Source organism: Streptomyces sp. NPDC093598 (genome assembly GCF_044764825.1).
Taxonomy (GTDB): Bacteria; Actinomycetota; Actinomycetes; order Streptomycetales; family Streptomycetaceae; genus Streptomyces.
Genome location: NZ_JBIWIV010000013.1, coordinates 19,732 through 41,218, shown reverse-complemented (window position 1 = coordinate 41,218; position 21,487 = coordinate 19,732). Strand labels below are relative to the sequence as shown.

The 21,487-nt window shown below is 72.5% G+C and carries 22 protein-coding genes; 9 read left to right on the top strand and 13 right to left on the bottom strand.

The window, feature by feature from the left end:
- Positions 1-4 precede the first annotated feature (4 nt).
- On the bottom strand, positions 5-1,384 hold the full coding sequence (locus ACIRDU_RS29460; protein WP_403584850.1) for a DUF692 domain-containing protein: 1,380 nt from the start codon (positions 1,382-1,384) through the stop codon (positions 5-7).
- A gap of 176 nt (positions 1,385-1,560) precedes the next feature.
- On the opposite strand from ACIRDU_RS29460, the gene ACIRDU_RS29455 reads away from it, so the two are divergent.
- Complete coding sequence (locus ACIRDU_RS29455; RefSeq protein ID WP_403584848.1) at positions 1,561-2,133, top strand: potassium channel family protein; 573 nt, start codon at positions 1,561-1,563, stop codon at positions 2,131-2,133.
- A gap of 12 nt (positions 2,134-2,145) precedes the next feature.
- On the opposite strand, the gene ACIRDU_RS29450 is transcribed toward ACIRDU_RS29455, so the two are convergent.
- Together ACIRDU_RS29450 and ACIRDU_RS29445 are read right to left on the bottom strand one after the other, a co-directional pair.
- Entirely contained in the window at positions 2,146-2,607 is a 462-nt protein-coding gene (locus ACIRDU_RS29450) for a hypothetical protein (RefSeq protein ID WP_403584846.1), read from the bottom strand.
- A 69-nt stretch (positions 2,608-2,676) separates the two neighbouring features.
- Positions 2,677-3,438 carry an aminoacyl-tRNA hydrolase gene (locus ACIRDU_RS29445; protein WP_403584843.1) on the bottom strand — a complete coding sequence of 254 codons (762 nt, stop codon included), beginning with the start codon at positions 3,436-3,438 and terminating at the stop codon, positions 2,677-2,679.
- 42 nt (positions 3,439-3,480) lie between these two features.
- On the opposite strand from ACIRDU_RS29445, the gene ACIRDU_RS29440 reads away from it, so the two are divergent.
- Both ACIRDU_RS29440 and ACIRDU_RS29435 read left to right on the top strand, forming a co-directional pair.
- Positions 3,481-4,347, top strand: a complete 867-nt coding sequence (locus tag ACIRDU_RS29440) for an ATP-binding cassette domain-containing protein (protein ID WP_403584840.1) — start codon at positions 3,481-3,483, stop codon at positions 4,345-4,347.
- On the top strand, positions 4,344-5,015 hold the full coding sequence (locus ACIRDU_RS29435; RefSeq protein ID WP_403584837.1) for an ABC transporter: 672 nt from the start codon (positions 4,344-4,346) through the stop codon (positions 5,013-5,015). The genes ACIRDU_RS29440 and ACIRDU_RS29435 overlap by 4 nt, the downstream gene beginning before the upstream one ends.
- Here ACIRDU_RS29435 and ACIRDU_RS29430 read toward each other — a convergent pair.
- On the bottom strand, positions 5,007-5,186 hold the full coding sequence (locus tag ACIRDU_RS29430) for a hypothetical protein (RefSeq protein ID WP_062929707.1): 180 nt from the start codon (positions 5,184-5,186) through the stop codon (positions 5,007-5,009). The genes ACIRDU_RS29435 and ACIRDU_RS29430 overlap by 9 nt on opposite strands.
- A gap of 27 nt (positions 5,187-5,213) precedes the next feature.
- Positions 5,214-6,731, bottom strand: coding sequence for an FAD-dependent oxidoreductase (locus tag ACIRDU_RS29425; protein ID WP_403584834.1), 1,518 nt, complete (start codon positions 6,729-6,731; stop codon positions 5,214-5,216).
- Positions 6,732-6,817: 86 nt separating this feature from the next.
- Between ACIRDU_RS29425 and ACIRDU_RS29420 the strand changes: the two genes are divergently transcribed.
- Positions 6,818-7,192 (top strand): ArsR/SmtB family transcription factor, encoded by a 375-nt coding sequence (locus ACIRDU_RS29420; RefSeq protein WP_403584831.1) that lies wholly within the window; start codon positions 6,818-6,820, stop codon positions 7,190-7,192.
- Positions 7,189-7,674: an SRPBCC domain-containing protein gene (locus tag ACIRDU_RS29415; RefSeq protein ID WP_403584828.1), complete on the top strand. Its 486-nt coding sequence runs from the start codon at positions 7,189-7,191 to the stop codon at positions 7,672-7,674. The genes ACIRDU_RS29420 and ACIRDU_RS29415 overlap by 4 nt, the downstream gene beginning before the upstream one ends.
- A gap of 9 nt (positions 7,675-7,683) precedes the next feature.
- Here the strand turns inward: ACIRDU_RS29415 and ACIRDU_RS29410 are convergent, their stop codons facing one another.
- From ACIRDU_RS29410 to zapE, 7 genes are all read right to left on the bottom strand, one after another.
- Positions 7,684-8,541: a PPK2 family polyphosphate kinase gene (locus ACIRDU_RS29410; protein ID WP_403584826.1), complete on the bottom strand. Its 858-nt coding sequence runs from the start codon at positions 8,539-8,541 to the stop codon at positions 7,684-7,686.
- Between the two features lie 84 nt (positions 8,542-8,625).
- A complete protein-coding gene (locus ACIRDU_RS29405) occupies positions 8,626-10,032 on the bottom strand; it encodes a PhoX family protein (protein ID WP_403584823.1) in 1,407 nt (468 codons plus the stop codon).
- Positions 10,033-10,122: 90 nt separating this feature from the next.
- Entirely contained in the window at positions 10,123-11,007 is an 885-nt protein-coding gene (locus tag ACIRDU_RS29400) for a slipin family protein (RefSeq protein WP_403584821.1), read from the bottom strand.
- A 171-nt stretch (positions 11,008-11,178) separates the two neighbouring features.
- On the bottom strand, positions 11,179-12,678 hold the full coding sequence (locus ACIRDU_RS29395; protein WP_403584819.1) for a SulP family inorganic anion transporter: 1,500 nt from the start codon (positions 12,676-12,678) through the stop codon (positions 11,179-11,181).
- An 8-nt stretch (positions 12,679-12,686) separates the two neighbouring features.
- Entirely contained in the window at positions 12,687-13,268 is a 582-nt protein-coding gene (locus ACIRDU_RS29390) for a carbonic anhydrase (protein ID WP_403584817.1), read from the bottom strand.
- Positions 13,269-13,349: 81 nt separating this feature from the next.
- A complete protein-coding gene (locus tag ACIRDU_RS29385; RefSeq protein ID WP_403584814.1) occupies positions 13,350-13,775 on the bottom strand; it encodes a hypothetical protein in 426 nt (141 codons plus the stop codon).
- Positions 13,776-13,973: 198 nt separating this feature from the next.
- Positions 13,974-15,041, bottom strand: a complete 1,068-nt coding sequence (gene zapE / locus ACIRDU_RS29380) for a cell division protein ZapE (protein WP_403585184.1) — start codon at positions 15,039-15,041, stop codon at positions 13,974-13,976.
- 73 nt (positions 15,042-15,114) lie between these two features.
- Here zapE and ACIRDU_RS29375 point away from each other — a divergent pair, with 73 nt between their 5' ends.
- The 4 genes from ACIRDU_RS29375 (at position 15,115) to msrB (ending at position 18,546) form a co-directional block, all read left to right on the top strand.
- A complete protein-coding gene (locus ACIRDU_RS29375; RefSeq protein ID WP_403584811.1) occupies positions 15,115-15,918 on the top strand; it encodes a pyrimidine reductase family protein in 804 nt (267 codons plus the stop codon).
- Between the two features lie 253 nt (positions 15,919-16,171).
- Positions 16,172-16,645, top strand: coding sequence for an indole-3-glycerol phosphate synthase (locus tag ACIRDU_RS29370; RefSeq protein WP_403584809.1), 474 nt, complete (start codon positions 16,172-16,174; stop codon positions 16,643-16,645).
- Positions 16,646-16,732: 87 nt separating this feature from the next.
- The gene (murC, locus tag ACIRDU_RS29365; RefSeq protein WP_403584807.1) at positions 16,733-18,124 is read left to right on the top strand and encodes a UDP-N-acetylmuramate--L-alanine ligase; all 1,392 of its coding nucleotides are present in this window, start codon (positions 16,733-16,735) and stop codon (positions 18,122-18,124) included.
- Positions 18,125-18,138: 14 nt separating this feature from the next.
- The gene (msrB, locus tag ACIRDU_RS29360) at positions 18,139-18,546 is read left to right on the top strand and encodes a peptide-methionine (R)-S-oxide reductase MsrB (RefSeq protein ID WP_403584804.1); all 408 of its coding nucleotides are present in this window, start codon (positions 18,139-18,141) and stop codon (positions 18,544-18,546) included.
- A gap of 8 nt (positions 18,547-18,554) precedes the next feature.
- Here the strand turns inward: msrB and ACIRDU_RS29355 are convergent, their stop codons facing one another.
- Entirely contained in the window at positions 18,555-21,464 is a 2,910-nt protein-coding gene (locus ACIRDU_RS29355) for an ABC transporter substrate-binding protein (RefSeq protein WP_403584801.1), read from the bottom strand.
- Between the last annotated feature and the right edge of the window lie 23 nt (positions 21,465-21,487).

Here is a 21,487-nt window from a genome sequence, read left to right as displayed (position 1 = left end):
CGCGTCAACGCCGCAACAGCACCCTGCGCGTGGCGCGGGCGAGCCGGTGGGCAGGCCGCCGGGAGCGCGGTGCCGGTCCCGACCGTTCCTGCCACCACTCCCGGAGCTCCCGCCGCGCCCGCGCGTCCCCGGGGTGCCCGGCGGACAGCAGGTGTTCGGCGAAGGTGAGGGCGTCGCGCCGGTAGCCGGCGGTCATCGGGTGGGTCTGGGCGTAGCCGAGGAACGCCGTGCGGTACTCGTCCCCGAGGATCACCGGCAGCTCGGGCGCGACCTTCGCCACGACGTCCGCCCGCTTCGCGGCGAGCGCCCGCGCCTGTACGCCGACCCGCACCCGGTCGAACCCCTCGGGCACGGGCGTCCCCGCGACCAGCGCCGACAGCAGCGCGGCCTGCGCCAGCCCGAGCCGCTGCCGGGCACCGTCGGCGCCCTCCGGGTGGGGCAGGCCGAAGGCGCCCCGTGTCGCCCCGGCCGCCCCGGTCTCATCGCCCTGCCCTCCGGCACCGACCGGCGCCGGTGCCTCGTCACGCCGTTCGCGGAGCTGCGTCTTCACGCGCGCGACAGCCCCTGACTCCAGCGCCCGGCGGATCGCGGTCAACTCGGTTTCCAGCTCCGCCGGTTCCGGGAAGTTCTCGTCCCGTTCCAGCAGGACACCCGGCGGGCAGACACGGGAGGCGAGGTCCGTGAGGATGTCGAGGACCGGCCGGGGGACCGGATGGGCGTGGCTGTCGTGCCAGACGCCGTCGCGTTCGAAGCCGCCGGCGACATGGACGTAGGCGAGGGCCTCCAGGGGCAGCTCGGCGAGGGCCTTGGACGGGTCCTCGCCGCGGTTGACGTGGTTGGTGTGCAGGTTGGCCACGTCGATGAGCAGGCGGACGCCCGTGCGGTCGGCGAGGTCGTAGAGGAACTGGCCCTCCGTCATCTCCTCGCCCGGCCAGCAGATCAGCGCGGCGATGTTCTCGACGGCCAGCGGCACCGGCAGTGAGTCCTGCGCGATGCGCACGTTCTCGCACAGGACGTCCAGGGCGTCCCGGGTGCGGGGGACGGGCAGGAGGTGGCCCGCCTCCAGACGCGGGGACGCCGTCAGCGACCCGCCCGCCCGTACGAACGCGATGTGCTCGGTGACCAGCGGGGAGCCCAGCGCCTCGGCGCGCTCGGCCAGTGCGGTCAGCCGGTCCGCGTCGGGCCGGTCCGCGCCCCCGAGGCCGAGCGAGACGCCGTGCGGCACCACGGTGACACCGCGCTCGCGCAGCCGCCGCAGCGAGTCGGGCAGATGCCCGGGGCAGACGTTCTCGGCCACCGCCTCGACCCAGTCGATCCCCGGCATCCGCTCCACGGCGTCCGCGATCTCCGGCCGCCACCCGATGCCCGTCCCCAGTCGCTCCATCGTCCCCTCCTCCACCCGGCCCGTTCCTCGAACGTGAGGGGGGTATGGCCCAGCCGTCCGGCCCCGAACCCCGCCCGGCCCTCCTTCAGAGCAACATTTGAGGTTCGCGGGTCACTGCCCCCACCGACGGAGGCGCAAGGCTCGCGTCCCGCCCTGATACGTCGTAGACCGGACCTATGCCCGAAGGCAGCGAGCAGCCCCGCCACCCCGAGCGGACACGGGAACCGGAGTCGGAGGCGGCCGGTGCCCGCCGGTTGCTGATCGGAGCCGGAGTCCTGCTCGTGGCGGTCGGCACGGCCTACTTCCTGCTGCCGCTGGAGGGGCTCGGCGCCGACCGGCCCTGGCTCGGTTGGCCGCTGTTCGTGATCTGCCTGGCACTCGTCGCCGCGCTGCTGCTGCGCCAGGTGCGCGACGTCGTGCTGGAGAGGCCCAAGGCCCGCTCGGGCATCATGATCTCGATGCTGATGTGCCTGGCCGTGCTGGTCTTCTCGTCCGGCTACTACGCGCTCGCCCAGCGGCCTGGCCAGTTCACCGGCCTGCACACCCGGGTCGACGCGCTGTACTTCACCGTCGTCACGCTCGCAACCGTCGGCTACGGCGACATCACCCCGCGCGGGCAGGAGGCCCGGCTGGTGACCGTCGCTCAGGTCGTGTACACGTTCGTCTTCCTCACGGCGGCGGCCACCGCGCTGACCCGCCGGCTGCACAGCGTGGTCGCCGAGCGCGACCGGCGTCCGCCGCCGTCCTGACCGGGCGCGGCTCTACACCGGGCGGGACGAGCGGTAGTTGAACACCGACCAGAGGACGAACAGTCCCGTCACGATCATGATGATCGACCAGAACGGCTGGTACGGCAGCCAGAGGAAGTTCGCGATCAGCGCCAGGCCGACCACGACCGCGCTCACGACCCGCGCCCAGGCGGCCCCGGTGAACAGGCCGCACCCGGCCGCCACCACGAGCACACCGACGATCAGATGGATCCAGCCCCACGCGGTCAGGTCGAACGCGAAGGAGTACTGGCCGAAGCTCGTGTACACCTCGTCGCCGGCGATGGCCGCGATGCCCTGGAGCACCGCGAAGAGGCCGTAGACGACCATCAGGATGCCGCCGAGGGCGAGACCCCCCGCCGCCCACGGGTCACCGGAGCCGCCCGGGCCGAAACCGCCGGGCGTACGGTCGTCGGAGGCGGGCGGGGCGGGGGGAGGGGGCGCGGCACTGCTCATGGCTGCCTCCTGGATCGGGTCGACTGGTAACCCCACTGGAGCACTCGCCCGCTGCCGACGCGCCCGCGGTTACGCCGAACGGGTGGCCGCCGGGCCGCCCCTGCCGAGCGGCTCCCGGCGCAGCGACGGGTGATCCGCGACCACCGTGCACGAGCCGGGCGCGATCTCCGTGAACCCCGCGTCACGCACCAACGGCAACCCGCTGCCGGTCAGTCCGGGCCAGCGGGCCGCATCGGCCGTCCGGACGGCGAGCGGGAAGCCCGCGTCCCGCCAGGCGGTCCGCTCCTCGTCGGACAGCTCCCACCAGGCCAGTTGGGCGGCGTGGCCCGCCTGCGCCATCGCCTTGCCTGCCGACATGCCGAGGCCCGGGTTCAGCCACAGCACGGGCGCGGCCGGGTCGGCGTCCACCGGAGGCTCCGGGTCGTCCAGGTCGGTGCCGGACACCTGGAGCCTGGCCAGGTCCTTGGGCCAGCCGTCCAGCGGGACGGGCGGGAAGACCCGCACCTCGGCCGCTTTGCCGGTGACCGTGATGCCGGGCAGCGCCCCGGCCCGCCGCCACTCCGCGCCGCGCGCCCGCCGCACCACCTTGCGGATCCGGGCGTCCTGCCAGTCGCGCATCGCCTCGGCCCACTCGCCCTCGCCGGCCGACCGCTCGTCGGCCAGGATCGTCAGCACGGCCCGCGCGGCCGTCTCCAGCGCGTCCGTGCGCGCCGGCGGATCCGCCCGCTCGATCCGCACGACCAGGGGCAGCACGAACTGCGGTGCCTCGTCGCGCGCCGAGGGCTCGGACCGGAAGGGACTGTCACTCACGGGCGTCGGGTCTTCGCTCACGAATCCCAGTGTGCCAGCCGGAAAATCGTGCAGGATGGCCGGATGCGACCCGACCTGTGCCTCCGGAACGCGGGCCGCCGCTACGGTCTGCGCGGCCCCTGGGTGCTGCGCGGTGTCGACCTGGTGGTGGCCCCGGGCCGGCTCGTCCGCATCGAGGGCACCAACGGCAGCGGCAAGTCCACGCTGCTGCGGCTGCTCGCCGGCATCGACGCGCCGAGCGAGGGCCGTGTCACCGGCCGGCCGCGCACGGCGTACGTCCCCGAGCGGTTCCCGCCGGCCCTGCCCTTCACCGCCGCCGGATACCTCACCCATCTGGGCACCGTGCACGGTCTGACCCGGGCGACGGCCGCCCGGGCCGCCCGGGAGTGGCTGGAGCGCCTCGGCGCCGCCGCGTGCGCCCAGACGCCCATGGCCCGGCTGTCGAAGGGCAGCAGCCAGAAGGTCGCGGTCGCCCAAGCCCTGCTGGGGGAGCCCGAGCTGCTGGTGCTGGACGAGGCGTGGACCGGCCTGGACACCGAGGCCCGCGCCGAGTTGGAGCGCGCGGTCGCCGAACGCACGGCGGCCGGCGGATCCGTGGTCTTCGTCGACCACGACCCGCGCCGCCTCGCGGGCCTGCCCGACGCGACGTACGCCGTGCGCGACGCAGGCCTCGTCGAGGGCGCGTCGCCGGAGCCGGGCCTGTCCGGCCCGCAGGTCACCGTCGACGTACAGGGCCCGCCCGACGGACGGCTCCCCGACGACGTACGGCGGATCGTCACCTCCGCCGACGAGACCGCCCCGGGCGGCTACCGCCTCACCGTCCCGGCCCCGCACTCCGACATCCTGCTCCGCAGCCTGCTGACGGCCCGCCCGCCCTGGCACGTGGCGAGCGTGTCCCCGCAGGCGACGGCTCCGGGGAGGCAGGGATGACCGCCCTGATGCGCTACCACGCCGCCCTGCTGCTGCGTTCGCAGCGCTGGCTGCCGCCGTTCCTGCTGTACGCGGCCTTCCTCGGGATCAGCATCCAGGCCGGGCAGCCGGTGCTCGACTCGCTCGGCTACACGGCCGCCGCCCTGCTGCCCGTCGCCGCCTGGCTGGCGCGGATCTGCGTCACGGGCGAACCGGACGCCGCACGCGGCTGTGTGGCGGCGGCCGCCGGACCCGCGCGGGCTCATACGGCCTGTCTGCTGGTGGCGCTGGCCGGCACGGCGGTGCTCGGCACGCTGGCGACCCTCGCCGTGACGCTCCTCAGCGACCCGGTCGCCTCCGACCACCGCACCCGCGTGCCGCTCGCCCCCGCCTGCGGGGCCGGGCTGCTCGCCGCCCTGGCCTGCGCCCTGCTCGGCACGGCCGTCGGCGCGCTCACCAGCCGGCCCCTGCTGCGCTCCCCGGGCCGTGCCGTCCTGGCCCTCTTGCTCGCGGCGCTGCTGTCCCTGGTGGCCTCCGGCTCACCGGCGCAGGCGGCCGTGCAGGGCCTGGTCACCGGCTCGCAGAAGGGCACCGTCCCGCTGCCGCTGCTGCCCCTGGCCGCGGCGGCCCTGATCGCTGCCGCGGCGCTTGCCCTGGCCGGTGCGATGGCCTCGCGCAGATCACCCTGAGCAGGCGGTGCGCTGCGCCTCCTGCCACTCGCAGGCGGGGCAGAGCGTGATGCCCTTGTACGACTCGGGGTACTCCGTCGGCTCCCGGCACAGCACGCACTCCGCGTACGGCGGCCCGTCGGCCCGGGGCGGCCTGGTCGCGTCGATCAGACAGTAGTCGTCCTCGCTCATACGTCCAGCGTAGGCCCGGGGCGCTCGTCAGAGGTCGCGCTGCTCCAGCGGCTTGGTCGCCGGGCCCTGGATCACCTTGCCGTCCGTGTCGAAACGGGAGCCGTGGCAGGGGCACTCCCAGGCGCGTTCGGCGGCGTTGAAGTCGACCAGGCAGCCCAGATGGGTGCAGCGGGCGGAGACGGCGTGCAGCCCGCCGTCCTCGTCCCGGTACACCGCGACGCGGTGGCCGTCGGCGCGGACCACGGCGCCCTCGCCGGGCGGCAGGGACTCCACCGGCGGCGATGGCCGCAGCCGGTCGCCCACGAAGTGCCCGGCGACCTTGGCCTGCGTCTTGAGAAACGTCGGCGCCTCACGCACCGCGGCCTTCAGCCGGCGCGGATCGTACAGCGCGCTCCACTCGCACTCCTCGCCCGTGATCTGCGCGCTCAGCAGCCGGCCCGCCATGATGCCGCCGGTCATGCCCCAGCCGCCGAAGCCGGTGGCCACATAGGCGTGCCGGGCGCCATGGTGCAGCAGGCCGACCATCGGAACGGTGTCCGTGGGTTCGGTGTCCTGGGTGGCCCACCGGTGGGTGACCTCCAGGTCCGGGAAGTGGCCGGTGGCCCAAGCGGTGAGGCGTTCGAAACGGGCCCGTGGGTCGCTCGTGCCCGGCGTGAAGTGCTCACCGGTGACGATGAGCAGCCGCCGGTCGCCCTCGTAGGGCGCGGTGCGCACCGAGCGGGTGTCCTCGTCGGGCGTGATGAACATGCCGTCCGGGTCCTGGTCCGCGGGGATCGTCCCGGCGACGACCAGTTCGCGGCGGGTGGAGAGGCGGGCGAAGAGCAGGGCCCGGTCGAAGATCGGGTAGTGCGTCGCGACGACGACGTCCCGGGCCCGGACGGTCGCCCCGGCCGCGGTCGACAGCCTGCACGGCTCACCCTCGTCCAGGCCGAGGACGGTGGTGTCCTCGTAGATCCGCCCGCCGTGTTCGACCAGGTCGGCGGCGAGGGCCAGCAGGTACTTGCGCGGGTGGAACTGGGCCTGCCCGGTGACCTCGACCGCACCCGCCACCGGGAAGGGCAGCCCGGTCTCGGTGACGAACGAGGCGGGCAGCCCGGCCTCGGCCGCGGCCCGTGCCTCGGCGCGCAGTTCCTCCACGCGGCTCGCGTCGACGGCGTAGGTGTAGGCGCTCCTGGTCTCCCACTCGCAGTCGACGCCCAGTTCGCGGGCGATCCGGGACGCGTGCTCGATCGCCTCGGACTGCGAGCGCGCGTACAGCCGCGCGCCGTCGGGGCCGCGGGTGCGCCGCAGCTTGTCGTAGACCAGCGTGTGCTGGGCGGTGACCTTGGCGGTGGTGTGCCCGGTGACGCCGGCCGCGACCCGGCCGGCCTCCAGCACGGCCACGCTCCGCCCGGCCCGCGTCAGCTCCCACGCCGTGGACAGCCCGGCGATCCCGGCGCCGATCACCGCCACGTCGACGTCCAGATCCTCCGCGAGCGCCGGGTGGCGGCCGTCCGGTGCCGTCTCGAGCCAGTACGAGCTGCTGACCTGCTGCTTCTCGCTCATGGGCCGTCGAGTACCCCGGTCCGTCCGCTTCAGTGTCGGGCGGGTCGCCTTTACAGAAGCGGCGGGCAGGGCTAACGTACAACCAAATGGTTGTAGATGAGCTGAGTGACGACACGGTGGACCGGCTGTTCCACGCCCTGGCCGACACCACGCGCCGGGACATACTGCGCCGCTGCGTGCGCGGGGAGCTGTCGGTGTCCCGGCTGGCCGAGTCCTACCCGATGAGCTTCGCCGCGGTGCAGAAGCACGTCGCGGTGCTGGAACGGGCGGGTCTGGTCACCAAGCAGCGCAGCGGACGGGAGCAGCTCGTGCGCACCGACCCCGACGCGGTGGGCCGCGCACGCCAGGCCCTGGACGAACTCGAGTCGGCGTGGCGCGGGCGCGTGGACCGCATGGCCCGGCTGCTCGCCGAGGACGCCGGAACCGAAGAGAACGACACGACGGAAGGAACCGGACGATGAGTGTCACCAGTGTCGACAAGGACCTCGACCGCCTCACCCTCACCCTGATCGCCGACTTCGCCGCCCCGGTCGAACGGGTGTGGCGGCTGTGGGCCGACCCCCGGCAGCTGGAGCGCTGGTGGGGTCCGCCGACCTACCCGGCGACCGTGGAGGAGCACGACCTCACCCCCGGCGGAGAGGTCACCTACTTCATGACCGGCCCGGAGGGCGACCGGCACCGCGGCTGGTGGCGGATCACCTCGGTCAGCGAGCCGACGGCCCTGGAGTTCACCGACGGTTTCGCCGACGACGACGGCAAGCCCAAGGACGACATGCCGACCATGTCCGTGACGGTGCGGCTCAGTGAGCACGACCGCGGCACCCGCATGGAGATGCGCTCCCTGTTCGACTCCCGCGAGCAGATGGAGCAGATGGTCACCATGGGCATGGAGGAGGGCCTGAAGGAGGCCGTCGGCCAGATCGACGCCCTGCTGGCCGCCTGACCGGAGGGATCAGGACTGCTCCAGCAGCCGCTTCCGGCACTCGGCCACGTCGAAGTCCGCCTTCGGATACCGCGGATCCAGCTCCTGGAAGTGCTCCAGGAGCAGCGCGCTGACCGCCCAGTTGCGGTACCACTTGTGGTCGGCCGGGACCAGGTACCAGGGTGCGTACGAGGTGCCGCAGCGCTCCATGGCGGTCTCGTAGGCCTCCTGGAACGCGGGCCACAGGGCGCGGTCGTCGATGTCGGAAGCGGCGAACTTCCAGCGCTTCTCCGGGTTGTCGAGGCGTTTGAGCAGCCGGCGGCGCTGCTCTTCGTAGGAGAGGTGCAGGAAGCACTTGATCAGGGTCACGCCGTCGTCGGCGAGCGACTTCTCGAAGCGGTTGATCTGCTCGTAGCGCCGTGCGATCTCGGCGGCGGGTGCGAGCTCCCGGACGCGGGCGATCAGCACGTCCTCGTAGTGGGAGCGGTCGAAGATCCCCAGTTCACCGCGGACCGGCAGCGCCTGCTCCACGCGCCACAGGAAGGGGTGCGTGCGCTCCTCGGCGGTGGGCGCCTTGAACGCGGTGATCCGGCAGCCGGACGGGTTGAGCAGACCGATGACGTGCTTGACCGTGCCGCCCTTGCCGCTGGTGTCCATGCCCTGCAGCACCAGCAGGACGCGACGCCGGTCACCCGCGGTGCCGGCCGCCCACAGCCGTTCCTGGAGGACGGCGAGGCGCTCGCCGATCCGGGCCGTGGCGGCCTTGCCGGCCGCCTTGCCGTCGGGGCCCGCGGGGGTGGCGGCGGCGTCGTACCGGGTCAGGTCGACCGGTTCACCGGTGGCGAGAGCCAGCCGCTCCCGCAGCGAGGTGCTGTCCTGCTGTCTCACCGGGCCCCCTTGCGGTCCTGTGCCTCGATGGTCCCCTGGGACGCCGGGCCATGCCGGCGCCCCGTCCGGGAAGGTGAGCGCCGGCTAGCGGCGCCAGGGGCCCGTCACCGCGAACGTGGTGCCGGGCGTGTAGCAGTTGACGTACATCGTGTCGCCGTCGGGGGAGAAGGTCACCCCGGCGAATTCACCCCACTCGGGCTCCTTCGGAGTGCCGCCCGCCGCGTCAGCGGCTGATGTGATCGCCTGCCGGTTGCGGGCCATCGCGTAGACCTCGCCTCGTCGGGTGACACCGTAGACGTGCTGGGCGCCGTTGCCGTCCTCGCAGACCATGAGGCCGCCGCTGGGCGCCAGGCAGATGTTGTCCGGGGACTCGCCCGGCAACTGCACATCGGTGTCCGGGCCGAAGACGACCACCAGGGTGAGCCGGCGGCGCTCCGGGTCGTAGCGCCAGACCTGCCCGAAGTGGTCGGCGGCCGAACCGTCCGAGCGGCGGGCGAAGGACGACACGAAGTACACCGACCGGCCGCCCCAGTAGCACCCCTCCAGCTTCTGCGCGTGCGTGATGCCCTTGCGGCCGAAGTCCTGGAACCGGATCGGCGTCTGCGCGGCCTGCGGGTCCGGGACGTCCACCCACTCGACGCCGTCGAACTCGGCGCCGACGTCCTGGATGGAGGACAGATCCGGCACGCCCGGCACGCGCATGGCCTGGAGCCGGCCGCCCGCACGCAGCGAACCCCTGCCGCCCAGCGGCCGGTCCGGCAGGAAGCGGTAGAAGAGGCCGAAGGGCTTCTGGAAGGCGTCCTCGGTCTCGTAGACCACGCCCCGCCGGGGGTCGACGGCGATCGCCTCGTGCGCGAAGCGGCCCATCGCGGTCAGCGGGACGGCCCCGGTGCGGTGCGGGTCGGCCGGGTCCACCTCGAAGATGAAGCCGTGGTCCTTGGTGTAGCCGTTGGTGCCGGCCTTGTCCTCGGTCTCCTCGCAGGTCAGCCAGGTGCCCCAAGGGGTGGGGCCGCCCGCGCAGTTCACGGCCGTGCCGGCGATCGCGACGCGTTCCGACCGGACCCGGTTGTGGGAGTCCAGGGTCAGCGCCGTGCAGCCGCCCTTGCCGGCCGGGTCGTAGGTGAGGCCCTCGACGGCCGGGACCGGGACCCTGCCGTCGGCACGGTTCTCGTGGTTGCGGACCAGGTGGACCCGGCCGCCTCTGCCCGCGAAGGCCGCCATACCGTCGTGGTTGGAGGGAACCGGGCCCTCACCGGAGCGGAGTTCGTCTCCCTCGCGGGAGAGGACCCGGTAGCTGAAGCCCTCCGGCAGGTCGAGGAGACCCCTCGGGTCGGGGACGAGCGGGCCGTAGCCGGTACGGCCGAGGCCCTGTGCGGCGGCGGTGCCGGCGAAGAGTTCGGAAAGGGCACCGGAGAACGCGATCCCGATGCCCAGGGCGCCCGTTCCGGCGAGCATCTGACGTCGTGTGGCGGAGCGACCGGATGCGGTCATGGGGAAACCTTCCTGCTGGCGGACAGGAACTGTGATCCCGCTGTGTCTATCACCTGGTGCCGGTGGCGGGAACCACGCGCGTAGCACGGGTCACTGCTCTACGGCGCGCCGCAGTTGCTCCATGGCGTCTTCGGCCTGTTCCGTGCGGTCGACGGCGCCCTCCGCGATCTCCGCCTGTTCCGCCGCCTCGGCGTGTCCCGCGGTTTGCGCGGGGGGCTGCTGGCCCCGTTCCAGGAACCGCAGGAGTTCCACCGGAATGGGCAGGACGAGAGTGGAGTTCTTCTCCGCGGCCACCGCCATGACGGTCTGGAGCAGCCGGAGCTGGAGCGCCGAGGGCGTGTCGGCCATCTGGTGGGCGGCCTGGGCCAGCTTCTTGGAGGCCTGGTACTCGGCGTCGGCGTTGATCAGCCGGGCCCGCCGCTCGCGGTCGGCCTCGGCCTGGCGGGCCATGGAACGCTTCATGGTGTCCGGCAGGGAGACGTCCTTGATCTCCACGCGGTCGATGGTCACGCCCCACTCCACGGCCGGGCTGTCGATCATCAGCTCCAGGCCCTGGTTGAGCTTCTCCCGGTTGGACAGCAGGTCGTCCAGCTCGCTCTTGCCGATGATCGAGCGCAGCGAGGTCTGCGCCATCTGCGAGACGGCGAAGCGGTAGTCCTCGACGTTGACGATCGCGGCCGCCGGGTCCACGACCTTGAAGTACACCACCGCGTCGACCCGCACGGTCACGTTGTCGCGGGTGATGCCCTCCTGAGCGGGGATCGGCATGGTCACGATCTGGAGGTTGACCTTGCGCATCCGGTCCACCGCCGGAACCACGAGGTTGAAGCCGGGCCGTCGCACATCCCCGTGCAGCCGCCCGAGCCGGAAGACGACCCCGCGCTCGTACTGCTTGACGACCCGCGCCGCGGCAGCCACGTACACCAGCGCCCCCGCCCCGACCGCGGCCACCACGCCGACCAGCTCTTCGACCATGCCGACCTCCCCGTCCAGAGGTCCGAATTCTTCTACTTCTGTAACGATATGCCCGGAACAGGGTGCGGGGCCATGCCCGGACGGCCGGGGCGGAAAGGGGCGGACACGAGTGGTCCGGGGCACGCTGGGTGCGCGCCCCGGACCAGAGGGTCGGGTGATCAGGCCGGACGGCTAGGCGGCGGTGACCTTCTCCGCCGGGGCCCGGACGGGTTCCGCGACGGGTTCCGTGACCTTCACCGGCTCGGTGCCGGTCGCGCTGTGGCGTTCGGCCCAGCTCTCCAGGGCCGTGCGGCAGGCGTGGTCGAGGTGGTGCAGCCCCGAGAGGTCCAGCTCGACCGGCCGGTCCTGCGGCAGGCTCTCCAGGCTGTCGAGGATCTTCGGCAGGCGCAGGAAGGTCGCGTTGCCGGACAGGTACGCCTGGATCGGGCCGGCGCCCTTGTCGATGATCTCCATCTTGACGTGCGAGGCCTCCCAGGCGGTCTTGACGACCGACAGGGCCAGACCGATGAGCACGCCCTCGAACATGTTCACCGCGACGATCGACACGGCGGTGACGACCAGGATGAGCGCCTCACCCTTGTGGGCCCGCCACAGCGCCTTGATCTGGCCGAACGGGATCAGCTTCCAGCCGGCGTGCACGAGGATGCCGGCGAGGGCGGGAATCGGGATCAGCGCCAGGGCCCACGGCATCGCGGCGGCGAACAGCAGCAGCCACACGCCGTGCAGCACCCGCGAGGCCTTGGTCTTGGCGCCCGCGCTGACGTTGGCGGAGCTGCGCACGATGACGGCGGTCATCGGCAGCGCGCCGAGCAGACCGCACAGGGTGTTGCCCGCGCCCTGGGCGATCATCTCCTTGTTGTACTCGGTGCGCGGACCGTCGTGCAGCCGGTCCACGGCGGCCGCGCTGAACAGACTCTCCGCGGAGGCGATCAGCGCGAAGGCGATGATGGTGCCCCAGATGGCCGGGTTCGCCAGTTCGCCGAAGGCCTCGGCCCCGGGCGGCTGGATGACGCCCAGCAGGCCCTCCACCTGGACGGTGGCGACCGGCAGGCTGAAGGCGAGCGTGGCGACCGTGGCCAGGACGACCGCTGCGAGGGCGCCGGGCACGGTCTGGACGGCCTTCGGCAACTTCTTCCAGAGCACGATGACGGCGATGGTGCCCGCGCCGATGGCGAGGGAGATCATGGCCTCGCTGCTGCCGAGCGTGTCGGCGAACATCCCGGGCAGCCCGGCGATCTTGCCGAGTCCGGACTCCGGTGCCTTCAGGCCTGCCGCCGCGTAGATCTGCCCGGCGATGATCACCAGCCCGATGCCGCAGAGCATGCCCTCGACGACGGAGACGGATATCGCCCGGAACCAGCGGCCGATCCCCAGGAAGCCCATGGCGAGCTGGAGCAGGCCGGCGAGCAGCACGATCACGCCGAGCGTCGCCACTCCGAACTGGCTGACGGCCTCGAAGACCAGCACGGTGAGACCGGCGGCGGGTCCGGACACCTGCAGGCTGCTGCCGCGCATCAGCCCGGTGACGAGCCCGCCCACGATGCCGGTGATGAGGCCCAGCTCCGCGGGAACGCCGGAGGCGACCGCCACGCCGACGCACAGCGGGACTGCGACCAGGAAGACGACGATCGAGGCGAGGAAGTCCTGCTTCAGGTAAGGGAACTTGGTCATGGTGCCCCTCACAGCTTCTCGAAGGTGTCGGTGTCCGCGCGGTGTTCCCGCACGATGCCGGTGTGCACTTCGTAGAACCAGGCGTGCAGGCCGAGCCGGCCCTCGGCCAGCCGGCGCTCGACGCACGGGTACGACCGCAGTCGCAGCACCTGGGTGAGGACGTGGTTCTGCACGGCTTCGGCGACCGTCGGGTCGGCCGGGTCCGAGCAGGCGGGCTGGTCGGCGGCGCGCGCGAGCCAGTCGCGCACCGCCGGTACGGCGGCGAGGTCGTCGCCGCGTACCACCGCGCCCACGGCACCGCAGTGCGAGTGGCCGCAGACCACGATCTCCTTGACGCCGAGGACCTCCACGGCGTACTCGATCGTGGCCGCCTCCGATGTGGGGTGCTCGAAGGAGTGCGGCGGGACGACGTTGCCCGCGGTGCGCAGCTCGAAGAGCTCGCCGGGGCGGGCGCCCGTGATCAGGGCCGGTACGACCCTGGAGTCGGAGCAGGTGATGAACAGGACGTCGGGGGACTGGCCCTCGGCGAGGTGGGCGAACTCCTCAGGGCGCTGTCCGAAGGTGCGGGCGTTGTCGATGAGGGGTTGCATGAGTGTGGTGACTCCTCCTGGCGCGCAGTGGGGGCGCGTCGGACGGGCATGACAGTGGGTGGGGGGAACTGCTCTGCTCGCTCAGCAGCGAAAGACCTGAAGTGCTGCCGGGGTGTGCGACGTCGAGGATCTCGACGTGCGGTGGTGCGCGGCTCCGGGGATGACCGGTTCGGGCACCGTCGGCTGGATGTGCCTCAGCGGCCGCTCGGGCGCCGAGGGCGCGGAGTCGGCGGTGTGGAACCGGTCGCGGGTGCGCAGGGGACCGGTCGGGTCCCCGTGGTGTCCGGCGCGGCAGGTGGCCGTCTCGTCGCGCAGAGCCTTCCCGGAAGGCTTGTGGCCGGGACGCGAGGACTTGCCGGAGGGTTTCGTTCCGGGCTGAGCGTTGGCCTCGGTTTGACCGTGCGTATGCGCTGATGCGAAGGACGCGGTCGGTGCGAAGAACTGGAGGGCGAGCAGGACGGCGGCGAGGATCGAAACCACGGTCCGTGCCGTCGTACCTCGGAACATGCGCCCCCCTTCAGGTGATTGACACATCTAGCGCAGACCAATACTTGGTCAATGGCTGGTCAAGAAACACGTTAACCCTGCAAGGTCGTTTGCAGGGTTAACTTAACGTTTCAAGCTGAAGAGAGCCTGAAAACCGTGGGTGGACTGGCTTGAACCAGCCCTTCCCATCGGCCGGTCGGCGCGGTATTGGGGTTGTCGTTACCGGGAGTTCGCCAGCTTGCCCGCGTCGCGGGCGAGGGCGGTGAGCCGGGAGATGGCCCGGAAGTACTTCTTGCGGTAGCCGCCGTTCAGCATCTCGTCGCTGAACAGCTGGTCGAACGGCAGACCCGAGGCCAGCACGGGCACCTCGCGGTCGTAGAGCCGGTCCGCGAGGACGACGAGCCTGAGGGCCGTCGACTGGTCGGGAACCGGCTGTACCCCGGTGAGGCACACGGCCTTGATCCCGTCGGTCAGAGCGCCGTACCGGCTGGGGTGGACCCGGGCGAGATGCTCCAGGAGGGGCGAGAACGCGTCGAGTGAGGCGCCCTCGGTGGCGTGCGCCGCCTTGGTCACCTGTTCGTCCGAGTACGGCGGCGGAGCCTCGGGCAGGCCGCGGTGGCGGTAGTCCTCGCCGTCGATGCGCAGGGCGCGGAAGTGGGCCGACAGGCCCTGGATCTCGCGCAGGAAGTCGGCCGCGGCGAACCGGCCCTCGCCGAGCTTGCCGGGCAGCGTGTTGGAGGTGGCGGCGAGCGCCACGCCGGCGTCGACGAGTCTGCCGAGGAGCGTGGAGACCAGGACGGTGTCGCCCGGGTCGTCGAGCTCGAACTCGTCGATGCACAGCAGGCGGTGGCCGGACAGCGTCCGGACCGTCTGCTGGAACCCGAGGGCGCCGACCAGGTTGGTCAGCTCCACGAACGTGCCGAAGGCCTTGAGCGCGGGCTCGGCCGGGGTGGCGTGCCACAGGGACGCCAGCAGGTGGGTCTTGCCGACGCCGTAGCCGCCGTCGAGGTAGACACCGCGCGGGCCGGCGGGGGCCTTCTTCGCCGCCTTGCCGAAACCGAACAGCCGCCGCCTGCCGGAGCCAGGGGCCGCCCCCGAGTCGAGGCCCGCCGCGAAACCCTCCAGGACCCGGACGGCCTCCGTCTGGCTCGGCTGGTTCGGGTCGGGGATGTACGTGCTGAAGCGGACGGAGTCGAACCGCGGCGGCGGCACCATCTCGGCGACCAGCCGGTCCGCGGGCACATGCGGCTCACGGGCGCACAGGGACAGCGGGGCCGGGTCGGTCATCGGGCCGGTTCCGGAGGGGACGGGGGAAGAAGACACGGTTCACCATGCTACGGGGCGTGGAACACTGCACGACATGCGACGTCTGTTCCCTGTGACCGATGAAACAGCAGCTCCGGCCCCGGGTGGCGCATCCGGTGGGGACGCCGGACGGGAGTGGAGCCTGGACGAACTGGCCGCCGCGTACGCCTACCCCGAGCCGGGACCCGGGGGCCCGGTGCCGTGGCTGCGCGCCAACATGGTGTCCACGCTGGACGGGGCCGCCCAGCACGACGGCCGTTCGCAGCCCATCTCCAGCGCCACCGACATGCGGATCTTCGGCACCCTGCGGGCGCTCGCGGACGTCGTGGTCGTCGGCGCGGAAACGGTACGGAAGGAGGGCTACCGGCCGGCCCGCGCGCGTGAGGACTTCGCGGCGATGCGGGAGGCGGCCGGGCAGCGGCCCGCACCCGCGATCGCGGTGGTCACCGCGAGCCTCGACCTGGACTTCTCACTGCCGCTGTTCACCTCGCCCCTGGTGCCCACCCTGATCCTCACCGGCGCCGCGGCCGCCCCGGACCGCGTCGCCACCGCCGAGAAGGCGGGCGCCCGTGTGGTGACCGCCGGGGACGGCATCGGCGTCGACCCCGCCCGCGCCGTCCGGGCCCTCGCCGACCTCGGCCACACCCGGTTGCTGACCGAGGGCGGCCCGCGGCTGCTGGGGCAGATGGTCGCCGCCGGCGTGCTCGACGAGCTGTGCCTGACCGTCTCCCCGATGCTCACGGCGGGCGACGCGCAGCGCATCGCCGGGGGGCCGGCGGTCACGGTCCCGCACCGCTTCGGGCTGGTGTCGATGCTGGAGGAGGACGGTTTCCTGTTCACCCGCTACGGGCGTGCCTGACGTACTGAACCGCCGGACGCGGGGTACAAGGTGTCGGCGGACGGGCGGTCCGGCCGGCCGGTTCGTCCGGAAGCGGGGCCGAAGGTCACCGTCGGTCCGTTCATCGGTGGAATATGCCGTTCTGTTTGGTTTCCGAAGGGCACACTGGATCCGGCAGTACCCGTGCGAACACGGGCAGGATGGTTTCCGCAGGGCCCGGCACGGCCCGCGGAGGAGTGGGGCCACGGGCCCCCGGGAGCAGAAGGGGCGCCTGGTGTTCACAAGCGTATTGATGATCGAGAAGGCGCTGACGTCCGCCGACGTGGAGTTCGTCACCACCTTGCACGGCGAGGAGGAGGTCTCCTTCCAGGTGCTGCTGCAGCCGCGCGGCGAGCAGGCGGATCGCCTGCTGCGGGCCATCGACGACGTGGCGCTCGGCGAGCTGGACGAGGCCGTCCGCGAGGGGGAGACGCCGGAGGGGGAAGAGGCGCTGAGTGTGGGGCAGCGGGCGCTCGAGGTGTCACTCGCCGCGTTGCGTGCCTCGGGCAGCGGGGCGGAGGGGCGGCTGATCGAGGATCACCCGCTGGATGCGCTGAAGTCCCTGGTGGAGGAGGTCGGGGCGGATGAGGTCATCGTGCTGACCGATCCCCACTACGTGGAGGAGTTCTTCCATCGGGACTGGGCCTCCCGGGCTCGGCACAAGGTGGGGGTGCCGGTGCTGAAGCTGTTCTCGCACAGCAAGGCGTAGGGGTCTCTCCGAGCCTGGCGCGGCCCTGCGCGCTCCTGAAATAGGGTGGGGGGCGCCCACCCTCGTCACCCGAACTTGGAGACATGCATGGCAGCCGGCCTTCCTACCGCCATGGACCGACCGCACTTCATCGGGATCGGTGGGGCCGGAATGTCGGGGATCGCGAAGATCCTCGCCCAGCGCGGGGCCGTCGTGGCGGGCAGCGACGCCAAGGAGTCGGCCACGGCCGAGGCGCTGCGGGCGCTGGGTGCGACCGTGCACATCGGGCATGCCGCCGGGCACCTCGCCGAGGACGCCAGCTGTGTGGTCGTGTCGTCGGCGATCCGGCAGGACAACCCCGAGCTGGCCCGCGCGGCCGAGCTGGGCATCCCCGTCGTGCACCGGTCCGACGCGCTCGCGGCCCTGATGGACGGGCTGCGGCCGATCGCCGTCGCCGGTACGCACGGCAAGACGACCACGACGTCGATGCTGGCCGTGGCGCTGAGCGAGCTGGGCCTGAAGCCCTCGTACGCGATCGGCGGGGACCTGGACGCGCCCGGCTCCAACGCGCTGCACGGCGAGGGCGAGATCTTCGTCGCCGAGGCGGACGAGTCGGACCGCAGCTTCCACACGTACGCGCCCGACGTCGCGATCGTCCTCAACGTCGAGCTCGACCACCACGCCAACTACGCGTCGATGGACGAGATCTACGAGTCGTTCGAGACGTTCGTGGACCGCATCACCGAGGGCGGCACGCTGGTGATCGCCGCCGACCAGGAGGGCGCGCGGGAGCTGACGCGCAGGGTGGCCGGGCGCGGCGTGCGCGTGGTGACGTACGGCGAGTCCGAGGACGCCGGCGTGCGCATCCTGTCGGTCGTGCCGCAGGGCCTGAAGAGCGAGGTCACCGTGGTGCTGGAGGGTGAGGAGCTGACCTTCACGGTCTCCGTGCCCGGCCGGCACTACGCGCACAACGCGGTCGCCGCGCTGGCGGCGGGCGTGGCCCTCGGAGTCGCGGCGGCCGAGCTGGCCCCGGCCATCGCCGCGTACACGGGCGTGAAGCGGCGGCTCCAGCTGAAGGGCGAGGCCGCGGGTGTACAGGTCATCGACTCCTACGCGCACCACCCCACCGAGATGACCGCCGACCTGGAGGCCATGCGCGCGGCGGCCGGTGACGCCCGGATCCTGGTCGTCTTCCAGCCGCACCTGTTCTCGCGGACGCAGGAGCTCGGCAAGGAGATGGGCCGGTCCCTCGCCCTCGCGGACGCCTCGATCGTGCTGGACATCTACCCGGCCCGCGAGGACCCGATCCCGGGCGTCACGAGCGAGCTGATCATCGAGGCGGCCCGGGCCGCGGGTGCGGACGTCACGCCGGTGCACGACAAGGCGGACGTCCCCTCGGCCGTCGCGGGAATGGCGAAGCCCGGGGATCTCGTTCTCACCATGGGAGCGGGCGATGTCACCGACCTCGGCCCGCACATCCTGGACCGTCTGTCGAACTGAGGGGCTGGAGGCTCATGCCGTACGACGTCGAGAAGCCGGACGAGCAGTGGCGCGCGGAGCTGTCCCCGGGGGAGTACGCGGTCCTGCGGCAGGCGGCCACCGAGCCCGCCTTCACCGGTGAGTACACCGACACCAAGACCCGGGGCGTCTACTCCTGCCGCGCCTGCGGCGCGGACCTGTTCACCTCGGACACGAAGTTCGAGTCGCACTGCGGCTGGCCGTCCTTCTTCGACCCCAAGGACACCGACGCGGTGGAGCTGATCGAGGACCGTTCGCACGGCATGGTGCGGACCGAGGTGCGGTGCGCGCGGTGCGGCTCGCATCTCGGGCACGTGTTCGCGGGCGAGGGGTATCCGACGCCCACGGACCAGCGGTACTGCATCAACTCGATCGCGCTGCGACTGGCCCCCGAGGAGGGCTGAGGCGGCGCTCAGCGGATCCGGCACTCCTTCTGAGTGAGGCGCTTGGTGTCCCCCGCCTTGCGCCTGCACAGCACATGGGTTTCGGAGGTGCCTTCTCGGGTGCGGCGCACCTCCTTGAGGACGATGCTGTGCCCGGCGCGGTCGCCGTACAGCGGGGCGCCGGTGAAGTCGATGGTGCCGGTGGCCATGCCCTCGATCTTGACGCTGCGCAGGTTCACCCAGGTCGCGGCGCGGCTCTGCGGCCGGTCGCCGCGGGAGGCCGCCCAGAACAGGGCGCGGGTCGCGTCATGGGCGAGGGCGGTCTGGCCGCTGGCCAGGGCGGGGCTGTCGTAGCGCAGGCGGTGGCCCCGCAGACCCGGCAGGTGCTGGGCGGCGTCCTGGTAGAAGGCCGTTCCTTCGGCGGCCTTCTGCAGTTCCGCGAGGGCCGCGTGGTACAGCGTGACCTTCGGCGCGACGGACTGGCCGCCGCCGGCGAAGTCGGCCTTGGACACATCGTCGCCGGTGAGGATGGCCAGGGGCTTGCCCGCGCAGCCCGGCTCGGTGCCCAGCTGGGTCATCAGGGGATCGATGTCCTCCACCCGGCCCGCGAAGTAGATTACGGACGGGACCCGGCCGCCCCGGCAGATCTCCTGGGCGTGCGAGCGGAGTTCCGGCTTGCCGCCGCTCAGGGTGTAGCGGCGCTGCTCGAGCAGGGTGAAGCCCGTTCGCCGCAGCGTCCGCTGGCCGTAGCGCGCCTGTTCGTCGGTGTAGAGATCGTCGGTCCTCGCCGTGTCGCGGGCCAGGACGAGCGCGTACTGCCGCCGGTCCGGTGTGCGCAACTGGGCGGCGATCAGGCCGAGTTGCCGGGCCTGCCACTCGTCCGTGGCGGCCAGGCTGAACCAGTTGGCGTACTCACGGGGCAGATAGGTGGCGGAGTTCGTGCCGGAGACGACCGGGAGGCCCGCCTCCATCAGGGTGCGGGTCGTCGCCCGGCTCGACTTCAGGTCGCGGCCGGTGCCGACCACCCCCACCACGGTCGGGTCGTGGGCGGCGTACGCGGCGATCGCCTCGGCCATCTCCTCCTGGTGACCCAGGTCCACGCCGCCGTTGGCGATCAGGACGCGCAGCTTCACGCTGGAGTTCTCGTTGACGACGGCCTGCGCCAGGTACACGCCCGCCAGTTCCTCGGCGCCCTTCACGAGGGAGGAGCCGGCCGCGACGTCCGCGCTGAGCGGGCCCGCGTAGACGACGGTGACGTACTTGCCTGCGTGGCCGGCGAGGACGTCCGCGTTCTGCCGGGCGATGCGGTCCTCCAGGTCGGCCACCGTCCAGGGCGTCTCGTCGTCGGCGGTGAGCGCCTTGACGTCGTCACCGGGCCCGGCTGCCGGCAGCCAGTCGGCGAAGCGGACGTCGTCCGTCGCTATGCCGATGCACTCCGTGCGGCCGTCGGGCGCCTGTGCGCGCCGGGTGTCGCGGTTGGCGGTCAGCACGGACGCCGAGCAGTACCGGTCGTGCAGGGCGTCGGCCCGCATGACGGTGCCCGCGGCCAGCAGGACGATCACCAGGACCAGCGTGTGCAGGGCCCACACCAGCCGGGCGAGCGTCGGCCGGGCGGAGGCCCGCAGATGGTGGCGGCCCTCCTCGACAGGACCCAGCTGGTCGTGCGGCAGCGGGATCTTCATCACCCACGGCAGCACGGACCGTTCCCGGCTGGGCGACTGCTCCGCGCGCAGGTTGCGGCCCCACTCCCGGTACCAGGTGCGCAGCCGGACGCCGAACGTGGGCGGCGCGACCTCCGGGCCGGGCGCCGTCTCGACGACGCTGCGCTCCAGGCGCGGCACGTCGTGCGTGCGCACCGCGGCGACCACGAGCAGCGGATCGAGCTCGCTGCGCCGGCTGCGGACGTCGCTGATGGCCCGGATCAGCTCGATGCCGCCGTTGCGGTCGTCGGCGTGCGGCAGGAATAGCATCGGCGGGCGCGGCCGTTTGAAGCCGCGCAGGTCCCAGCTCCAGCGGCGGTGGTTGTCCCGCAGGTCCTCGCGCAGCGCCAGCACGCACAGCTGGAGGTGGAAGTCGCCGCCCGCCGTGAGCGCCTCTGCCACGTCGTGGGCCCGGGCGGCGATCGCCTTCCAGGAGCGCACCGGTCGCAGCAGCGACACCTCGGTGGGCTCCTCCTGGTCCGCCGCCCTCAGGAAGGTCGTCGTCATGAACCAGCGGCTCTCCCGGCGCAGCCACAGGAAGATCGGCGCCCGCCCCGGCAGGACGTAGTTGAGGACGGTCAGCAGCAACAGGAAGACGAGACCGGCGCCCACCGCCACGTACCATTCGCTGCGGGCCAGCAGCGCGGCGAGCACGGTCACGAGGCTCGCCGGGAGGATGTGTGCCATGTCGAACAGCGGCAGCCCCGAACGCCAGCGCGCGGTGTTCTTCGGCCGCCAGCGCTGCTGCGCCAGCTCGTTCAGCAGTCGCTGCCGCTGGTCCTGCCCGGCCTCGGGGCTGCCCGGGGCGGGTGCCGGCCAGGTGTCGCCGAGCGCCGCGACCGCGTCGTCGATGGCGTGCACCAGCCGCAGCCGCGGGAACGCGTAGCGCCGGTAGACCGCCTTCGGGCCGCCCCACTTTCTCGGATCGCTCAGCGCCCGCACCAGGGCCGCGGCCCGGCGCACCTCCGTGGAGCCCTCGTAGGCGTCCTGCGTCACCGCGCAGCGCGTGCCGTGCGCCTCCTGGCCCGCGTACAGCTGCCGGACCAGCCCGGCCACCGCGTCGTCGTCCCGGCTCTCCTGCGCGTGCACGACGAACACCGGCATCGGCGGTTCGGCGCTCCGGCGGAAGTCCTGGATGAGGATCTCGAGCTGGTTCTGCAGGAGGCGCCCGGCGTCGCTCTCCGGCATGCCGTCATGGCCCCCGGGGCACTCCGGCGGCGTGCGATCGGTGTTCACCATGGGCAACCCCCGTTAACCTTCGG

What these genes read in the sequence shown, in the direction of transcription:
- ACIRDU_RS29385 (WP_403584814.1), bottom strand. Translation starts at nt 13,775, where the DNA reads ATGTTCCGAGGTACGACGGCACGGACCGTGGTTTCGATCCTCGCCGCC.
- murC (WP_403584807.1), top strand. Translation starts at nt 16,733, where the DNA reads ATGGCAGCCGGCCTTCCTACCGCCATGGACCGACCGCACTTCATCGGG.
- ACIRDU_RS29420 (WP_403584831.1), top strand. Translation starts at nt 6,818, where the DNA reads ATGGTTGTAGATGAGCTGAGTGACGACACGGTGGACCGGCTGTTCCAC.
- msrB (WP_403584804.1), top strand. Translation starts at nt 18,139, where the DNA reads ATGCCGTACGACGTCGAGAAGCCGGACGAGCAGTGGCGCGCGGAGCTG.
- ACIRDU_RS29395 (WP_403584819.1), bottom strand. Translation starts at nt 12,678, where the DNA reads ATGACCAAGTTCCCTTACCTGAAGCAGGACTTCCTCGCCTCGATCGTC.
- ACIRDU_RS29415 (WP_403584828.1), top strand. Translation starts at nt 7,189, where the DNA reads ATGAGTGTCACCAGTGTCGACAAGGACCTCGACCGCCTCACCCTCACC.
- ACIRDU_RS29460 (WP_403584850.1), bottom strand. Translation starts at nt 1,384, where the DNA reads ATGGAGCGACTGGGGACGGGCATCGGGTGGCGGCCGGAGATCGCGGAC.
- ACIRDU_RS29450 (WP_403584846.1), bottom strand. Translation starts at nt 2,607, where the DNA reads ATGAGCAGTGCCGCGCCCCCTCCCCCCGCCCCGCCCGCCTCCGACGAC.
- ACIRDU_RS29425 (WP_403584834.1), bottom strand. Translation starts at nt 6,731, where the DNA reads ATGAGCGAGAAGCAGCAGGTCAGCAGCTCGTACTGGCTCGAGACGGCA.
- ACIRDU_RS29400 (WP_403584821.1), bottom strand. Translation starts at nt 11,007, where the DNA reads ATGGTCGAAGAGCTGGTCGGCGTGGTGGCCGCGGTCGGGGCGGGGGCG.
- ACIRDU_RS29440 (WP_403584840.1), top strand. Translation starts at nt 3,481, where the DNA reads ATGCGACCCGACCTGTGCCTCCGGAACGCGGGCCGCCGCTACGGTCTG.
- ACIRDU_RS29455 (WP_403584848.1), top strand. Translation starts at nt 1,561, where the DNA reads ATGCCCGAAGGCAGCGAGCAGCCCCGCCACCCCGAGCGGACACGGGAA.
- ACIRDU_RS29390 (WP_403584817.1), bottom strand. Translation starts at nt 13,268, where the DNA reads ATGCAACCCCTCATCGACAACGCCCGCACCTTCGGACAGCGCCCTGAG.
- ACIRDU_RS29405 (WP_403584823.1), bottom strand. Translation starts at nt 10,032, where the DNA reads ATGACCGCATCCGGTCGCTCCGCCACACGACGTCAGATGCTCGCCGGA.
- ACIRDU_RS29430 (WP_062929707.1), bottom strand. Translation starts at nt 5,186, where the DNA reads ATGAGCGAGGACGACTACTGTCTGATCGACGCGACCAGGCCGCCCCGG.
- zapE (WP_403585184.1), bottom strand. Translation starts at nt 15,041, where the DNA reads ATGACCGACCCGGCCCCGCTGTCCCTGTGCGCCCGTGAGCCGCATGTG.
- ACIRDU_RS29355 (WP_403584801.1), bottom strand. Translation starts at nt 21,464, where the DNA reads ATGGTGAACACCGATCGCACGCCGCCGGAGTGCCCCGGGGGCCATGAC.
- ACIRDU_RS29435 (WP_403584837.1), top strand. Translation starts at nt 4,344, where the DNA reads ATGACCGCCCTGATGCGCTACCACGCCGCCCTGCTGCTGCGTTCGCAG.
- ACIRDU_RS29375 (WP_403584811.1), top strand. Translation starts at nt 15,115, where the DNA reads ATGCGACGTCTGTTCCCTGTGACCGATGAAACAGCAGCTCCGGCCCCG.